Source organism: Billgrantia sp. Q4P2, from assembly GCF_052806135.1.
Window position 1 is genome coordinate 396,729 of sequence record NZ_JBRBAI010000002.1, and the last position, 15,993, is coordinate 412,721.

A 15,993-nucleotide genomic window follows, 5' to 3' on the forward strand; every position below is an offset into this window, starting at 1 on the left:
ACAGGATGCTTGAGCGATCGCCCAAGCATAATCATGAGATGCGTCATCAACTCTCTCCCGCTTCCCTAGTAGTATCAACCGGTATGGGAGGCTCGGCCTCCTTCACGATACGGAGCTTCGCGACAAGCTTGAGGGCAGCCCAACCGGGCGCGTCCAAGCTGCGTTGATGGCGTGAGGCGCCAGATCGATGAGAATGTCTATGGTAATGGCTGACGAGCCATTCGGCCGTCGCACAGGACCATCCGCCCGCTCCCGGCCCTCAAATCGCCAGCCTACGCCTCCATGGGAAGACTCCGTATGGTGATTCATCGGTTGGTTGGCTCGGCCCGAAGCGCAAGCCGTCACTGGGCGGGCTGGTTGCTGGCCTATACGGTGCTCTCGCTGGCGGCTTACGCACTGCGCAATCCGAGCCACGGATTCAGTTTGATGCTGCCGCAGGGAGGCATTCTGCTTGCTGCCTTGCTCGTGCTGCCACTCCCTCATGCCCGGGAACGGCTGCGTTTCTCGTGTACGGTCCTGCTGCTCGATCTCGGCCTGCGCATCGGTCTGTTGGGTATACCGCCCCTCACCGCCCTCTGGATCAGCTTGCCCCTGGTCGCACAGGCCTGGCTCGGCGCCCAGTTGCTGCTGCATTTCGCCCCCGAAGGACTTGGCCCCAGTACGCAACGTGGCATACTGCACTTCCTGCTATGGGGCTGCCTGCTGCCGGCAACGCTGTCGTCCGGCCTGACGGCGCTCGGCCTGTCCGACCCCGACGAATCTTTCATCTCCGAGTGGCTGTGGTGGTTCATCCAGCGCCTGAACGGCCTGCTTCTCTTCGCCCCCCTGTTGGTGCTGCTCTTCCAACTCCCCCGCCGCATTGCGCCCGAGTCTTGCGCCCACCCGTTCAACTGGGAATCGGTGACGCTCTGGGCGCTCACCTGCCTGGCATCGGCCTTGATCTTCAGCGTGAACAACCCAGCCGGTAGGACGTTGGCCACCTACAGTTTCCTGCTGACCCCTCTCCTGCTGATCGCCGCCATACGGCTCCCCCTGACGACCAGTCTGTTCGTGGTCATGTCGGCAAGCCTGGTCGCAGGCGTGGCCGATGCCCTGGGAGCCGGCGATACCCCCAGCAGCGCTCAGCGCAGCCTGACTGCCCTATCGGTGTTCCTGTTGATCAACCAGATGGTCGTTTGGCTGCTCGGCAGTCTGATCGACGAGCGCCGGCGCGTCCTGATCCGGGTGCAGAAGATGCGCGACATGTACGAGATGCTCAGCAACGCCAATCAGGCGCTGATCAACCTCAAGCTGACGCCGACCCAGCTTTATGAGCGAATGTGTGAAATCATCGTTGCCGAGAGCAGCTTCCGCCTGGCCTGCATCACGCCGGTACACGCCGCACGAGCGGGCGCCGGCGGCCAACCTGCCAACTCGATCTGCGCACGCAAGGGAAGCGGCGTGTTAGCGGCGGGATGCTGCCACCCCGACCATGACCTGGTACGTCAGGCGCTGGAGGATAACCGTCATGTCATTCGGCACGATTGGCGGCCAGATGCGTCCCCGGCTTCTCTGCAGAATGAGCCTGGCGCTATGGCCGCATTCCCCATCCAACCGGGGGGCAAGCCGGTCCAGGCCGTACTGACGGTATTCAGCCGGCAGCGCGATGGCCTCGATGACGACATGGTACGTCTGTTCGACGAACTGGCCAGTGACATCGCCTTTGCCCTGAACATGCAGGCGGATCGTCAACGCCTGAAGCTGGCCTCGGAAGTCTTCGAGCACAGCCACGAATCCATCATCATCGCCGACGCCAGTGGCCACATCCTCGACGTCAACCCCTCCTTTACGCGGATCACGGGCCATAGCCGACAGGAGGTCGTCGGTCGCAATCCCCGCATGCTCCAGTCAGGCCGGCAGGATAGCGCCTTTTACGAATCGCTGTGGCGCAGTCTGCTGACGGAGGGCCATTGGGCCGGGGAGTTCTGGAACGCCCGCAAGAATGGCGAGCACTACCCTCAGCGCGGCACCATCACCGCGGTACGGGGGGAGGACGGCCAGATCGAGCATTTCATTTCGGTAATGGAAGACGTCTCGGCACAGGTACGGGCCGAGCAGAAGATCCTCAATCTCGCCAACTACGATACCTTGACGGGACTGCCCAACCGTCTGCTGCTGGAGAATCGCTTCCAACACGCGGTCGAGCAGGCGGGAAATGGGCCGCTGACCCTCTCAGTGCTATTCGTGGATCTGGACGAATTCAAGCACGTCAACGATGCCATGGGCCACCAGCAGGGCGACCTCCTGCTGCAGCTGGTTTCCGCCCGACTGCGCGGCGAACTGCGCGATGGCGATACGCTGGCTCGCTTCGGCGGCGACGAGTTCGTCGTCCTGCTGTCCGGCTGTCGGCAGGAGGCACGCTCACTCGCCAAGCGTCTGATCAGAAGCGTGCGCAAGCCCTACCGGCTCGAGGAACAACCAGTGCACATCGGTTGCAGCATCGGTATCGCCGAGGCCCCTCGCGACGGCACCAGTCTCGATGAACTGATCCAGGCCGCCGACACGGCCATGTACCAGGCCAAGGCCCGTGGGCGCGGCATCTATGCGTTTTATTCCAGCGAGATGCAGCATCAGGCACAGAGTCGATTGACGCTACGGGTGGAACTCGACAGTGCCATGCAGCGCAATGAGCTACGGGCGCACTACCAACCCAAGCTCGGCATTGCCAGTGGCGAGGTGGTCGGCTTCGAGGCACTGGTACGCTGGCAGCACCCCGAGCGCGGCCTGGTGCCGCCGGGACACTTCATCCCCGTCGCCGAACTGAGCGGACAGATCGCCGCCATCGATCGCTGGATGCTCAAGGCGGTGATCGACCAGTTGGCGCGATGGCGTCGCGAGGGGCGTCGCGTACTGCCGGTGGCGGTGAACGTTTCGGCTTCACTGTTCTCGCGCTCCGATTTCGTCCTCGAACTGACGCGCTGGCTCAGCGAGCGGCAAGTACCGGCACAGGACCTCGAACTCGAGATCACCGAGCATGTGGCCATGTTCGACCTGGACTATACCCTGTCCACGCTGCAGGCACTGAAACGCCTCGGCGTAGCCCTGTCGATCGACGACTTCGGCACGGGCTACTCGGGGCTCGCCTACCTGCGCGACTTCCCCATCGATACCGTCAAGATCGACATGAGCTTCATCAAGCGGATACACGAAGACAGGAAGAACCAAGGCATCGTACGGGCCATCATCACATTGGCCGACACCCTGGGCCTGAAGACCATTGCCGAAGGTGTGGAGACCGAAGAGGAGCTGGAATTCCTACGTCATCAGGGGTGCGGGGGCTATCAAGGCTACCTATTCAGTCCCGCATGCGAAGCCTGCGAGATCGAGCGTCGCTACCTAACGTTCGAGACGCCACGAGGCACTCGGCACGCCCCGACCGAGACACGCTGAAAGGCAGGACAAGCAGTACCACACCAAGGGGAAACAATGCAGGGAAAATGCGGGGTGAGCGATAGACGTTGGCTCCCGGAGCAGGACTCGAACCTGCGACCCAGTGATTAACAGTCACTTGCTCTACCGACTGAGCTATCCGGGAACGATGCGGTCAGGAAGTGGGGCACTTCCTCTTGCGGGGCAACTGATGGCTTGCATCAACTAGCTGATGGCTCCTCGAGCAGGACTCGAACCTGCGACCCAGTGATTAACAGTCACTTGCTCTACCAACTGAGCTATCGAGGAATGACGAGCGTCAGGATCAGCTTGTGTTCTTGGCTCCCGGAGCAGGACTCGAACCTGCGACCCAGTGATTAACAGTCACTTGCTCTACCGACTGAGCTATCCGGGAATGGCCCTGAACACGGTGCGTAGTATACGGATCGCTCACATAAGGTCAAGGGCGGATTCTTGGCGCCCGACGCCGCGCCCAAACACGCCCCCCAGACGCACGACGCCCGCGCAATGGGAGTTGCGCGGGCGTCGCGTGGAGAGTCTGGTGGCTACGCCCTGATTCGAACAGGGGACCCCATCATTATGAGTGATGTGCTCTAACCGGCTGAGCTACGTAGCCTTTTCTGACAGGGAACAGTGCCCCTTCAACGCGGCAGGATTATGCACGAAGCGAGACGAGCAAGCAAGGTAAAAGCGATTCGGTCTTTTTATTGATTGAACGTTCAATAAAAAAATGCCATTCTCCGGAGTGTGCCAAAGGTGTTGCATCAAGAGGAGTCATTAGGTGCCCAAGACAGGTATGGAGCCGATCCGGCGTAGCCAGCTCATCAAGGCCACCATGGCCGCCATCGACGAAGTTGGCCTGGCCGATGCCACCGTGCTGCGTATCGCCCGGCATGCCGGCGTATCGGCCGGCATCATCAGCCACTATTTCGGCGGCAAGGACGGTCTGCTCGAAGCCACCATGCGCCAGATTCTCACCGACCTGGGCCAGGCCGTGGCGGCACGGCGTTGCAAGCTGGCCAACGGCTCCCCCCGCGACCACCTCGGTGCCATCATCGATGGCAACTTCGATCGTAGCCAGATTTCCGGTCCGGCAGCCAAGACCTGGCTCGCCTTCTGGGCCAGCAGTATGCACAAACCCCAGTTGCAGCGCCTGCAGCAGGTCAACGACCAGCGTCTCTACTCCAACCTGTGCTGCCAGTTCCGCCGGCTGATGCCACGCGACGCAGCACGCGATGCCGCCCGCGGCCTTGCCGCCATGATCGACGGCCTGTGGCTGCGTGGCACCCTCAGCCCCGAAGGGCTGGACACTGAACGCGCCCGTCGTGTCGCACACGGCTATCTCGACCAGCTACTGGCCGGTTACGACACCTCCCCTGCGTCCTCAAAGGAGACAGCATGACAGCTTTCGACACCGAGACCCTCTACATCGACGGCCGCCGGGAGCCAGCAACCTCCGGCGAATCGTTTGACGTCATCAACCCCTATGATGGCAGCCTGCTGGCCAAGGTCGGCCAGGCCAGCCAGGCCGACGTCGACCGCGCCGTCGCCACTGCGCGCGAGGGCCAGCGCCGCTGGGCCGTCATGACCGGCATGCAGCGCGGCCGCATTCTCAATCGCGCCGTGGCACTGCTGAGAGAGCACAACGACGAAATCGCCGAACTCGAGACACGCAACACCGGCAAGCCGATCAGCGAGACCGCCGCAGTGGACATCGCCACCGGCGCCGACGTGCTCGAATACTATGCCGGCCTCGCTCCGGCCATCGAAGGCGCCCAGATTCCCCTGCGCGCGTCGTCTTTCGTCTACACCCGTCGCGAGCCGCTGGGCGTGATCGGCGCCATCGGCGCCTGGAACTACCCGATCCAGATCGCCTGCTGGAAGGCGGCGCCGGCGCTGGCCGCGGGCAACGCCGTGGTGTTCAAGCCCAGCGAGGTGACGCCGCTGACCGCCATGAAGCTGGCGGAGATCTTCACCGAGGCGGGATTGCCCGACGGCGTGTTCAACGTCGTGCATGGCGACGCCCGGGTCGGCCAGATGCTGACCGCCCATGAAGGCATCGCCAAGGTGTCGTTCACAGGTGAAGTGGGCACCGGCAAGAAAGTCATGTCAGCGGCAGGTGGCTCGACCCTCAAGGACGTGACCATGGAGCTCGGCGGCAAGTCGCCGCTGATCGTCTTCGCCGACGCCGACCTGGACCGCGCCGCCGATGCGGCGATGATGGCCAACTTCTACTCCAGCGGGCAGATCTGCACCAACGGCACGCGGGTCTTCGTCGAGCGTTCGGTAAAGCATGACTTCGAGGAGAAGATCGCCGAGCGCGTGGCGCGCATCCGCGCGGGCGACCCGCTCGACCCCAGCATCAACTTCGGCCCGCTGGTGAGCTTCGAGCACCAGGCCAAGGTGCTCGACTACATCGAATATGGCAAGCAGGACGGCGCACGCGTGTTGATCGGCGGCGAGCCCTTGACCGAAGGTGACTTCGCCCATGGCGCCTGGGCGCCGGCCACGGTATTCACCGATTGCAGCGACGACATGCGCATCGTGCGCGAGGAGATCTTCGGTCCGGTGATGTCGATCCTCGCCTTCGACGACGAGGAGGAGCTGATCCGGCGTGCCAACGACACCCACTACGGGCTGGCTGCCGGCGTGTTCACCGAGAACCTCGCCCGCGCGCACCGCACCATTCATCGTCTCGAGGCCGGCATCTGCTGGATCAACACTTGGGGCGAGTCGCCGGCCGAGATGCCGGTGGGCGGCTACAAGCAGTCCGGCGTGGGCCGCGAGAACGGCATCGAGACCCTGGCCCACTATACCCAGACCAAGTCGGTGCAGGTGGAGATGGGCCCCTTCGAGTCGGTGTTCTAGAAGGCAGGAAAAAAAACATACGGGATCGCTCGGGGCTGATCCGTCGACAAGCCTGCGAGGAGGCGCTGTGAACCCATCCCTGGGCGCTACCTACGCCATCCATGGCGTAGGACCTCCTCTTCGGCTGTCCCCGGCGCCCCTCGCTACCGCCAGCCGCTCCTGCCTTGGGCCGACACTCCTTGCGCACAGGAGCAGGCCCGCTTCCGTCGCGTTATCAGTGAGAGATGTTATGTCCCAGATTCGTGAATTCGACTACGTCATCATCGGTGCCGGCTCGGCCGGCAACGTGCTGGCCACCCGCCTCACCGAGGACCCGGCGGTCAGCGTGCTGCTGCTCGAAGCCGGCGGCCCCGACTACCGCTTCGACTTCCGTACCCAGATGCCCGCCGCCCTGGCCTACCCGCTGCAGGGCAAGCGCTACAACTGGGCCTTCGAGACCGACCCGGAACCGTACATGAACGGCCGCCGCATGGAGTGCGGTCGCGGCAAGGGGCTCGGCGGCTCGTCGCTGATCAACGGCATGTGCTACATCCGCGGCAACGCCCTGGACTACGACAACTGGGCCGGCATGGCCGGCCTCTCGGATTGGCGCTATGCCGACTGCCTGCCCTACTTCCGGAAGTCAGAGTGCCGCGACAGCGGTGCCAATGCCTACCACGGCGGCGATGGCCCGGTCAGCGTCACCACGCCCAAGGAGGGCAACAACGAGCTCTACCGCGCCTTCGTCGATGCCGGCGTGCAGGCCGGCTACCCCGAGACCGAGGACGTCAACGGCTACCAGCAGGAGGGCTTCGGCCCCATGGACCGTTTCGTCACGCCCAAGGGGCGGCGCGCCTCCACCGCCCGCGGCTACCTCGACCAGGCCAAAGGGCGCGACAATCTCACCATCGAGACCCACGCCACCACCGACGTGATCGAGTTCGAGGGCAAGCGCGCCGTGGGCGTGCGCTACCTGCGCCGTAGCCAAACCCACCAGGTCCGTGCCCGCCGTGAGGTACTGCTGTGTGCCGGTGCCATCGCCTCGCCGCAGATCCTGCTGCGCTCGGGCGTGGGCAATCCCGAGCATCTTCGCGAGTTCGACATCCCGGTGGTGCACGACCTGCCCGGCGTCGGCGAGAACCTGCAGGACCACCTGGAGATGTACATCCAGTACGAGTGCAAGCAGCCGATCACGCTCTACCCGGCGCTGAAGTGGTTCAACCAGCCCAAGATCGGCGCCGAGTGGCTGCTGCGTGGTACCGGCATCGGCGCCAGCAACCAGTTCGAGTCGTGTGCGTTCATCCGCACCCACGACGAGGAGCCCTGGCCCAACCTGCAGTACCACTTCCTGCCCATCGCGATCAGCTACAACGGCAAGAGCGCGGTGCAGGCACACGGTTTCCAGGCCCACGTGGGCTCAATGCGCTCCGAGAGCCGCGGGCGCATTCGCCTGACCTCGCGTGACCCGGCCGCCGCCCCTAGCATCCTGTTCAACTACATGTCCACCGAGAAAGACTGGCAGGAGTTCCGCGACGCCATTCGTCTGACCCGCGAGATCATCGCTCAGCCGGCCATGGACGCCTACCGCGGGCGCGAGATCTCGCCGGGGCCGGAGGTCGAAACCGACGAGCAGCTCGACGCCTTCGTACGCGAACACGCCGAGACCGCCTACCACCCCTGCGGCAGCTGTCGCATGGGCGAAGGCGACGACGCGGTGGTCGATGGCCAGGGCCGCGTACACGGCCTCGAAGGGCTGCGCGTGGTGGACGCCTCGCTGTTCCCGGTTATACCCACCGGCAACCTCAACGCGCCGACCATCATGCTGGCCGAGAAGATCGCCGACCGTATCCGCGGCCGCGAGCCGCTGCCGCCCTCCGATGCGCCCTACTACGTATCCGGTGACAGCCCTGCCAGACGCGAGCCCCAACGCCGCCTGACCTAGGAAACACTGCACAAATGCCTGCGCGAGCGAATCGCTCGGCGATTTGTTCAGCGCTTCCCTAAGGCTCTTTGTCTCGCCACACAGCGCCCCGCCCTCGAGCGGGGCGCCTTCGTTCGTGCCTTTCACTGGGCTGGTCACCTGTCGCAAGATGGGCTAGGCTGACACATTCAAACAACTGTTCTAAACATGAACCAAGGGAGCGCTGAAGAAATGCTCACCCTGATACTCCTCATCCTCACCGTCGCCGGCCTGCTGGGATTAATGCGGCGCGAGGCCGGCGCCGTGCAGTTCCTGGTCATGCTCGGCGGCCTTGGCCTGGTGAGCCTGCTGGTCTCCCCCGTGCTTGGCGTACTGCTGCTGCTCGGTGCGGCGGCGGTTGCCGTGGCCGGCCTGCCGGCACTGCGTATCCAATGGCTCACGCCGCGCCTGTTCACCATGTTCAAGCGCGTCTCGCCCAAGGTTTCCGATACCGAGCGCACCGCGCTGGAGGCCGGCACCGTGGCCTGGGATGGCGAACTGTTCTCGGGCCGCCCACAGTGGGACAAGTTGATGGGCTATCACGATGACGGCCTGAGCGAGGAGGAGCGCGTCTTCATCGACCATCAATGCAGCGTGGCCGCCGGCATGTGCAACGCCTGGGAGATCGCCAAGGAGCGCGCCGACCTGCCCGAGGAGCTGTGGCAGTACCTGAAGAAGGAAGGCTTCTTCGGCATGATCATCCCCAAGGAGTACGGCGGCCTGGGCTTCTCGGCCAAGGCCCAGTCGCTGGTGCTGCAGAAACTCTCGATCAGCGAGACGCTGATGGTGACCGTCGGCGTACCCAACTCCCTGGGCCCGGGCGAGCTGCTGCTCAAGTACGGCACCCAGGCGCAGAAAGACCATTACCTGCCGCGTCTGGCCGACGGTCGCGACATCCCCTGCTTCGGTCTCACCGGCCCGCGCGCCGGCTCCGACGCCACCTCGCTGCCCGACACCGGCATCGTGTGCAAGGAGATGATCGACGGCGAGGAGGTGCTGGGCCTGCGCCTCGACTTCGAGAAGCGCTGGATCACCCTGGCACCGATTGCCACCGTGGTGGGCCTGGCCTTCCGCCTGTTCGACCCCGACCACCTCCTGGGCGAGGAGAAGGACCGCGGTATCACCCTGGCGCTGGTGCCGCGCAACACGGCCGGCATGGAAATCGGCCGCCGCCATCATCCCATCGGCAGCCCGTTCCTCAACGGCCCGATCAAGGGCAAGGACGTGTTCGTGCCGCTGGACACCATCATCGGCGGCACCGAGATGATCGGCCAGGGTTGGCGCATGCTGGTGGAGTGCCTCTCCATTGGCCGCTGCATCACCCTGCCCTCCGGCGCCAGCGGTACCTCGCGCTACGCGCTGGGCTGGACCGGCGGCTTCGCCCGTATCCGCCGCCAGTTCAACGTCCCGGTGGTGGAAATGGAGGGCGTGCAGGAGCCGCTGGCCCGCATGGCCGCGCTGGGCTACATCGCCCAGGCCGCGGTCTACCAGACCGCCAACACCATCGACCGCGGCGAGAAGCCGGCGGTACCCTCGGCGATCCTCAAGAGCCAGCTCACCGAATTCCAGCGCATCGTCCTCTCCGACGCCATGGACATCCACGGCGGCAAGGCGGTGACCCTGGGGCCACGCAACTACCTGGGCATCGGTTACAGCGCCAACCCGGTCTCGATCACGGTCGAGGGTGCCAACATCATGACCCGCAACCTGATGATCTTCGGCCAGGGCGCCATCCGCTGCCATCCCTTCGTGCTGGAGGAGCTGGCCGCCTCGGACAGCAACGATCTACCGGCCTTCGATCGCGCCTTCTTCGGCCACGTCGCCCTGGTCTTCGGCAACGCGTCGCGCGCCTTCACCATGGGACTCGGCATCGGCAAGCCGAGCGTACCCTTTAACGCTATCGCCGCTCCCTACGCTCGCGACATGGCGCGCCTGTCGGCCGGCTTCAGCCTGTGCGCAGATGCCGCCATGGCCAGTCTCGGCGCCGCCCTCAAGCAGCGCGAGATGATCTCGGCACGCCTGGGCGACGTGCTCTCCAACCTTTACCTCGCTTCGATGGTGCTCAAGCACTGGCAGGAGGGCGACAAGGTCGAGGGTGAAGCCGCCCTGCTGCACTACAGCTGCACCCACCTGCTGCAGCGCGCCGAACAGGCTTTCGACGAGCTGTTCGACAACCTGCCCAACCGGGCACTGGCCGGCGTGCTGCGGGCCGTGGTGATGCCGCTGGGCCGCCGCTGGAAGCGCCCCGCCGACCACCTGACCCGGGAGATCGCCCAGGCGGTATCGCGCGATACGGCTCTGCGCGCCAAGCTGCTCGAGGCGACCTGGCAGAACGACGATGGCGTCAAGGAAAACCCACTGGCGCACTACAACGCCCTGCTAGTCGACTACGACCGCGCCGAGGCGCTCTACCGCACGGTCAACAAGGCCTATGCCCAGGGCGAGCTGCCACGTCAGGCATTGCATCCCGAGGCACGCCTGGAGGCGGCGCGGGAGAAAGGACTCGTGAGCGAGCAGGATGCCGAGTTCATGCGCCGCTTCGAGGCCGAGGTGCTGGAACTGCTCAGCGTGGACGACTTCGAGTACGATGCATTCGCCACCGACAAGGCCAATATCCTGCGCCACAACGCCGCCTGATACACGCAATCCATCCATCGCGAACCAAGCGCCCCGCCCAATAAGCGGGGCGCTGTCATTAGAGCGGCCAGACAAGCAGGATCATGGGAATGGCCACGGCCACGACCACTATCTCCAGCGGCAAGCCCATTCGCCAGTAGTCACCGAAGCGGTAACCGCCGGGGCCCATGACCAGGGTATTGGACTGATGGCCGATGGGGGTCAGGAAAGCGCAGGAGGCGCTGACAGCCACAACCATGAGGAATGGATCGATCGATGCATCGAAACCATTGGCCAGGCTGACGGCTATGGGGGCCATCAGAACGGCAGCCGCGGCGTTGTTGATGACATCCGATAGCATCATGGTGATCACGAAGAGCACTATCAGGGTAACCACGGCGGGCCACTGCCCCCCCCATACCAGCATCGCCTCTGCGATCAGCGACGCGCCGCCACTGCTCTCCAGCGCCTGCCCCACCGGAATCATGGCGGCAAGCAGTACGATCACCGGACCGTCGATGGCCTGGTAGCCGTCACGCAGCGGCAGCACACCCACCAACAGCGAAACCACGGCCGCACACGATAGCGCTACCGCCGCGGGCAGGATCCCCAGCAGAATGGCCAGGATGGATAGCGCAAAGATGCCCAGCGAGACCAGCAGCATGCGCGGCTGACCCAGCGCCAGGTTGCGGCTCGCCAGTGGCAGACACCCCAGCGTCGCCAGGCTCTCGGAGAGTTCGCTCTCGCCGCCCTGTAGCAGCAGGACGTCGCCAGCACGAAAGCGGATATCGCGAAGGCGCTGCTTGAGCCGGCCCCCGTCCCGAGCTACCGCCACCAGGTGCAGCCCGAACTGGTTGTGCAGGCGTAACTGACTCACGGTACGATTAACCATCATGGAGTCGGTTCGCACCACCGCCTCGACCAGTTCGAGCCCCTCGGTATCGACCCGCTTCTTCTTTTCCTTTTTCTCCTTCTCCTTCTCCTTATCCCTCTTCTCCCCCCCCTTAGCCCGCTGGTCGTTACTGCCATCGCGTGGCTGATGCTGGACAGGATCGACACGCTCCCCGGCAACATCATCGGATGCTTCTGCCTGGTCCTCGGGCTCGACGCCGAGCGACAGCCCCGCCTTGTCCTCCAGCAGCTTCATCTCCTCCGGGCCCGCCTCCAGCAAGAGGATATCGCCCTCCCTGAGTGCGCCGAAGAAGGTGTGGCCGGCGCGGCGCTTGTCATCGCGTACTACCGCCAGCACCGGGATGGTTTCTTCCAGCTCCTGCTGCAGCTCACGCAGGGTCAGCCCGTTGGCCTTGGAGTCCTCGCCGACCTTGAGCTCGACCAGGTAGTTGGCGGTATCGAACATCGCCTCGGTGGACGCCTTGCCGGCGCGCAGGGGGACCAGCCGCCAGCCGATCAGCAGAATGAAGGCCAGCCCGGCCAAGGCCACTGCCACACCCACCGGCGAAAAAGAGAACAACCCGAAAGCCTCGCCAGAAACCGAGCGCCGATAGCTGGCGATGATGATATTGGGCGGCGTGCCGATCAGGGTGGTGAGCCCACCCAGCAGTGAGCCAAAGGCCAGCGGCATCAACAGCAGGGAGGGAGAGGTATCGTGCTCTCGCGCCAGGCGCATGGCCACGGGCAACAACAGCGCCAGGGCACCAACATTGTTCATGAAGCCCGAGAGAACCACGACGGTAACGCTCAGCGCCACCAGTTGCAGGAAGAGGCGGTCGCCGACCTTGAGCACCTGCTCGGCGATCACGTCGACCACCCCGGAACGCTCGAAGCCCCGGCTGAGCACCAGCACGGCAGCCACGGTAATCACTGCCGGATGGCCGAAGCCGAGGAAGGCCTCCTCGCCCGGTACCAGCCCCAGCATGACCGAGGCGAGCAGCGCGGTGAGCGCCACCAGGTCGTAGCGGAAGCGCCCCCAAACGAAGGCAACCAGCGTCAGGCCCAGCACGATGAACAGCAAGGTATGATCGGCCATTCCCGCCACTCCCTGTTGTGGCTCGTTCGCCTCAGCACAACAGTCGCACGCAAAAAAATCCAGCCTTTTCTATGACTTCGAGCCACTGCCATGAAAAACCCGGCCATGGCCGGGTCGGGACTGCTGGCAAGCTTTTACCGAAAGCTATTTCGCCATCTTCTCCAGCATGGCGTTGACCGCCTCGAGATGCTCCGGCTCGTTGTGGCACATGCCCTGGAACACCGCGCAGACATCGAGGAAGTCCTTGAGCTCGGTACGCTGGGCCATCTTCATCAGCCGCTTGGTCAGGCGGGTAGCCTTGGGCGGTTGGGCAGCGATGCGGGCCGTCAGCTCGCCGACCCGGGCCATGAGCGATTCGGGTTCGGTCACCTCGAGCACGATGCCGTACTCCCTGGCCTCCTCGGCGTCGATCACCCGCCCCGATAGGGTCAGCTCGAATGCGCGTTGATAGCCGATCAAGCGCTGCATGAACCAGGCACCTCCGTCGCCGGGGATGATGCCCAGGTTGAGGAAGGTCTCGCCGAACTTGGCCTTGCTCGAGGCGATGCGGATATCGGCCATGTTGGCGAGATCGAAGCCGGCACCGATGGCCGGGCCGTTGACCGCGGCGATCACCGGTACCTCCACCGCCTGCAGCGCCAACGGGATGCGCTGGATGCCGCGCCGGTAGCGCCCCGCCACCTCGGCGACGTCGCCGGCGAAGTCGCCGCCGCGATTGGCCATGTCCTTGACGTTACCGCCGGCGGAAAACGCCGAACCCGCGCCGGTGATGACCAGCACCGAGGCCTCGTCGCAGCGGTTGACCCACTCCGCCGTAGCCACGATGTCATCGGCCAGCGCCGTGCCGGTCAGGGCATTGCGTACGTCGTGCCGGTCCAGGGTCAAGGTCGCCACGCCCCCTTCCAGGGTGAGAAGCGCATCCTGCAGTACGGGCTGTGGAGAACGAATCGGGCTCGCGCTCATGCGGCGGACTCCTTGGCATCGGTAACGGCTTCGCGCTCCACGATAACGCGTGCGTCCACCACGGCATAGCCATCGGCATTGACGATCACCGGGTTGAGATCGAGCTCGGCGAGCTGCGGGTAGGCATCGGCGATGCGCGCTACCGTGAGCAGCAGCTCGACCAGCGCCTCCTTGTCGACGGCCGGCTCGCCGCGAGCACCTTCGAGAACCTTGCGCGCCTTGATCTGCTCCACCATGCTGCGTGCGTCGTGGCGCGACAGCGGTATCGAGCGGAAGGCGACGTCCTCCAGAATCTCGACGAAGATGCCACCCAGACCGAACATCAGCACCGGCCCGAAGATCGGGTCGCGGATCACGCCGACGATGACCTCGACGCCCTTCCTGGCCATCGGTGCGATCAGCACGCCCTCGAGATCGGCCTGAGCATCGTAGGCACGGCAGGAAGCGATGATTTCCTCCCGTGCGCGACGCAGTGCCGTCTCACCGATCAGGTTCAGCTTGACCCCACCGGCATCCGACTTGTGCAGGATGTCCTTCGAGACCACTTTCATTGCCAGCGGCGTGTCGCCGAAGGCGGCCGCCGCCTCGTCCAGCTCCGCCTCGCTGCGTGCCACGATTTCCCGCGGCACCTCGATGCCGTGCTCGCGCAGCAGCTGCTTGGCCTCGTATTCGAACAGGTCACGCCCCTCGGCCCGGGCGCGGGCGAACATCTCGCCAAGCCCAGGCTTGGGCGAGAGCGCCGGCTCACGGGGGTACGTCTCGGCGAGTGCCAGGTATTCGCCGCGCTCGCCAAGTGCGGCGAGCACTCGCACTGCGTGCTCGATGGAAGCGTAGATCGGCAGGCCGGCTTCGTGCAGGCGGCGCAAGGCCGGCGGCTTGATCGGCGTGTAAAGGCTGTAGATCACCAGCGGCTTGTCGGTGCTCTTCGACAGGTCGACCATCGCCTCGGCGCCGCGCATCTCGTCACCCAGCAGCGATTCGGCGAAGCGGATGCTGTAGCCGCCGAACATGCCCACCAGGAAGACGCTGTCGACGTTGTCGTCGGCGGCGACGATCTCCATGCAGGTGGCCAGCAGCGACGGATTGGCATCGGTGGAGCCGGCCACGTCAACGGGGTTGATCGTCGAAGCCTGCGGAAAGAGCACGTCGCGCAGCTTCTGGCGGGTCTCTTCGGAAAGCTTGGCCAGTTCCAGCCCCGCCTCGGCCAGGCGGTCGGAGGCGATGGTGGCCTGGCCGCCGCCGTCGGAGACCACCGCCACGCGCTTGCCACGGGCCTTCTGCAACAGGCCAAGGCCCTCGGCCACCGGCAGGATCTCGTCGGAGTGCTGCACCACGCTGACCCCGGCCTGGCGCAGCAGGTCCACGGTCATGGCGTAGCTGCCGGCCAGCGCCCCGGTGTGGGAACTGGCCGCCTGCTGGCCGGCCTCGGTGGAGCCGGACTTGTAGACCACTACCGGCTTCATGGCCGTGACGTCGCGCGCCACCTCGAGGAAGCGGCGCCCATCGCGGAAGCCCTCCACGTAGAGCGTGGCCACTCGGGTATGCTCGTCCTCGCCGAGGTAGCGCAGGTAGTCGTTGAAGCCGATGTCGCTCTGGTTGCCAGGCCCCACGTAGGTGGAAAAGCCGACCTGGCCGTTATGCTGCGCCTCCAGCGCCAAGGACAGCAGCATGTTGCCCGACTGCGAGACGATGCCCACGTCACCGGGCTTGACGTTGTCCAGCGCCAGCAGGTTGAGCCGATGATGCAGGTTGAAGACCCCGGAGGTATTGGGGCCGATGATGCGTACCCCGTGCGCCTCGGCCTTGGCCATCATCTCGCGCTCGAGTTCGGCGCCCTCCTCGCTCATCTCGGCAAAGCCGCTGGCGAGTATCACCGCCCCCTTGATACCGCGACGGCCGCACTCGGCGACCAGGCCCGGCACGCTGGCCGCCGGGGTACAGATCAGTGCCAGCTCCGGATTGCCGGGAATCTCGGCGATCGAGGGCCAGGCCTTGATGCCGAGGATCATGTCGGCCTTGGGATTGACCGGGTAGATGTCGCCATGGAAGCCATCCTTGATCAGGCCGACCATGGCCTTGTAGCCGCGCTTGGTGGGATCGCTGGAGGCACCCACCACGGCGATGCCAGTGGGCGCCAGGATGTCGTGCAGCGGGCTGCGCATGGGGAGATGTCCTTCGATCGGGTTCATGT

8 protein-coding genes and 4 tRNA genes are annotated in these 15,993 nt (G+C 64.9%); 5 read left to right on the forward strand and 7 right to left on the reverse strand.

From position 1 onward, the window contains the following. Positions 1-297: 297 nt before the first annotated feature. Complete coding sequence (locus ACUY1T_RS04695) at positions 298-3,429, forward strand: EAL domain-containing protein (protein ID WP_446020555.1); 3,132 nt, start codon at positions 298-300, stop codon at positions 3,427-3,429. Positions 3,430-3,498: 69 nt separating this feature from the next. Here the strand turns inward: ACUY1T_RS04695 and ACUY1T_RS04700 are convergent. From ACUY1T_RS04700 to ACUY1T_RS04715, 4 genes are all read right to left on the reverse strand, one after another. Then, positions 3,499-3,574 (reverse strand) — tRNA-Asn (locus ACUY1T_RS04700). A 67-nt stretch (positions 3,575-3,641) separates the two neighbouring features. After that, positions 3,642-3,717 (reverse strand) — tRNA-Asn (locus ACUY1T_RS04705). Positions 3,718-3,747: 30 nt separating this feature from the next. Beyond that, positions 3,748-3,823, reverse strand: a tRNA-Asn gene (locus tag ACUY1T_RS04710). A gap of 145 nt (positions 3,824-3,968) precedes the next feature. Continuing rightward, positions 3,969-4,045: transfer RNA gene (locus tag ACUY1T_RS04715), tRNA-Met, on the reverse strand. A gap of 165 nt (positions 4,046-4,210) precedes the next feature. On the opposite strand from ACUY1T_RS04715, the gene betI reads away from it, so the two are divergent. The 4 genes from betI (at position 4,211) to ACUY1T_RS04735 (ending at position 10,873) form a co-directional block, all read left to right on the forward strand. Further along, entirely contained in the window at positions 4,211-4,831 is a 621-nt protein-coding gene (gene betI / locus ACUY1T_RS04720) for a transcriptional regulator BetI (protein ID WP_446020556.1), read from the forward strand. Beyond that, positions 4,828-6,297: a betaine-aldehyde dehydrogenase gene (gene betB, locus ACUY1T_RS04725; protein WP_446020557.1), complete on the forward strand. Its 1,470-nt coding sequence runs from the start codon at positions 4,828-4,830 to the stop codon at positions 6,295-6,297. Before betI ends, betB begins: the two co-directional genes overlap by 4 nt. A gap of 229 nt (positions 6,298-6,526) precedes the next feature. Next, positions 6,527-8,218, forward strand: coding sequence for a choline dehydrogenase (gene betA, locus ACUY1T_RS04730; RefSeq protein WP_446020558.1), 1,692 nt, complete (start codon positions 6,527-6,529; stop codon positions 8,216-8,218). Between the two features lie 210 nt (positions 8,219-8,428). Beyond that, complete coding sequence (locus ACUY1T_RS04735) at positions 8,429-10,873, forward strand: acyl-CoA dehydrogenase (RefSeq protein WP_446020559.1); 2,445 nt, start codon at positions 8,429-8,431, stop codon at positions 10,871-10,873. A gap of 58 nt (positions 10,874-10,931) precedes the next feature. Here the strand turns inward: ACUY1T_RS04735 and ACUY1T_RS04740 are convergent, their stop codons facing one another. The 3 genes from ACUY1T_RS04740 to ACUY1T_RS04750 form a co-directional block, all read right to left on the reverse strand. Then, positions 10,932-12,839, reverse strand: coding sequence for an SLC13 family permease (locus ACUY1T_RS04740; RefSeq protein ID WP_446020560.1), 1,908 nt, complete (start codon positions 12,837-12,839; stop codon positions 10,932-10,934). 144 nt (positions 12,840-12,983) lie between these two features. After that, positions 12,984-13,802, reverse strand: coding sequence for an enoyl-CoA hydratase-related protein (locus ACUY1T_RS04745; RefSeq protein WP_446020561.1), 819 nt, complete (start codon positions 13,800-13,802; stop codon positions 12,984-12,986). Beyond that, complete coding sequence (locus tag ACUY1T_RS04750) at positions 13,799-15,991, reverse strand: acetate--CoA ligase family protein (RefSeq protein WP_446020562.1); 2,193 nt, start codon at positions 15,989-15,991, stop codon at positions 13,799-13,801. The genes ACUY1T_RS04745 and ACUY1T_RS04750 overlap by 4 nt, the downstream gene beginning before the upstream one ends. Between the last annotated feature and the right edge of the window lie 2 nt (positions 15,992-15,993).

Bases quoted from the DNA above. Each gene is read 5' to 3' on its own strand.
- ACUY1T_RS04695 (WP_446020555.1), top strand. From the start codon at position 298: ATGGTGATTCATCGGTTGGTTGGCTCGGCCCGAAGCGCAAGCCGTCAC.
- betA (WP_446020558.1), top strand. From the start codon at position 6,527: ATGTCCCAGATTCGTGAATTCGACTACGTCATCATCGGTGCCGGCTCG.
- ACUY1T_RS04740 (WP_446020560.1), bottom strand. From the start codon at position 12,839: ATGGCCGATCATACCTTGCTGTTCATCGTGCTGGGCCTGACGCTGGTT.
- ACUY1T_RS04750 (WP_446020562.1), bottom strand. From the start codon at position 15,991: ATGAACCCGATCGAAGGACATCTCCCCATGCGCAGCCCGCTGCACGAC.
- ACUY1T_RS04735 (WP_446020559.1), top strand. From the start codon at position 8,429: ATGCTCACCCTGATACTCCTCATCCTCACCGTCGCCGGCCTGCTGGGA.
- betB (WP_446020557.1), top strand. From the start codon at position 4,828: ATGACAGCTTTCGACACCGAGACCCTCTACATCGACGGCCGCCGGGAG.
- ACUY1T_RS04745 (WP_446020561.1), bottom strand. From the start codon at position 13,802: ATGAGCGCGAGCCCGATTCGTTCTCCACAGCCCGTACTGCAGGATGCG.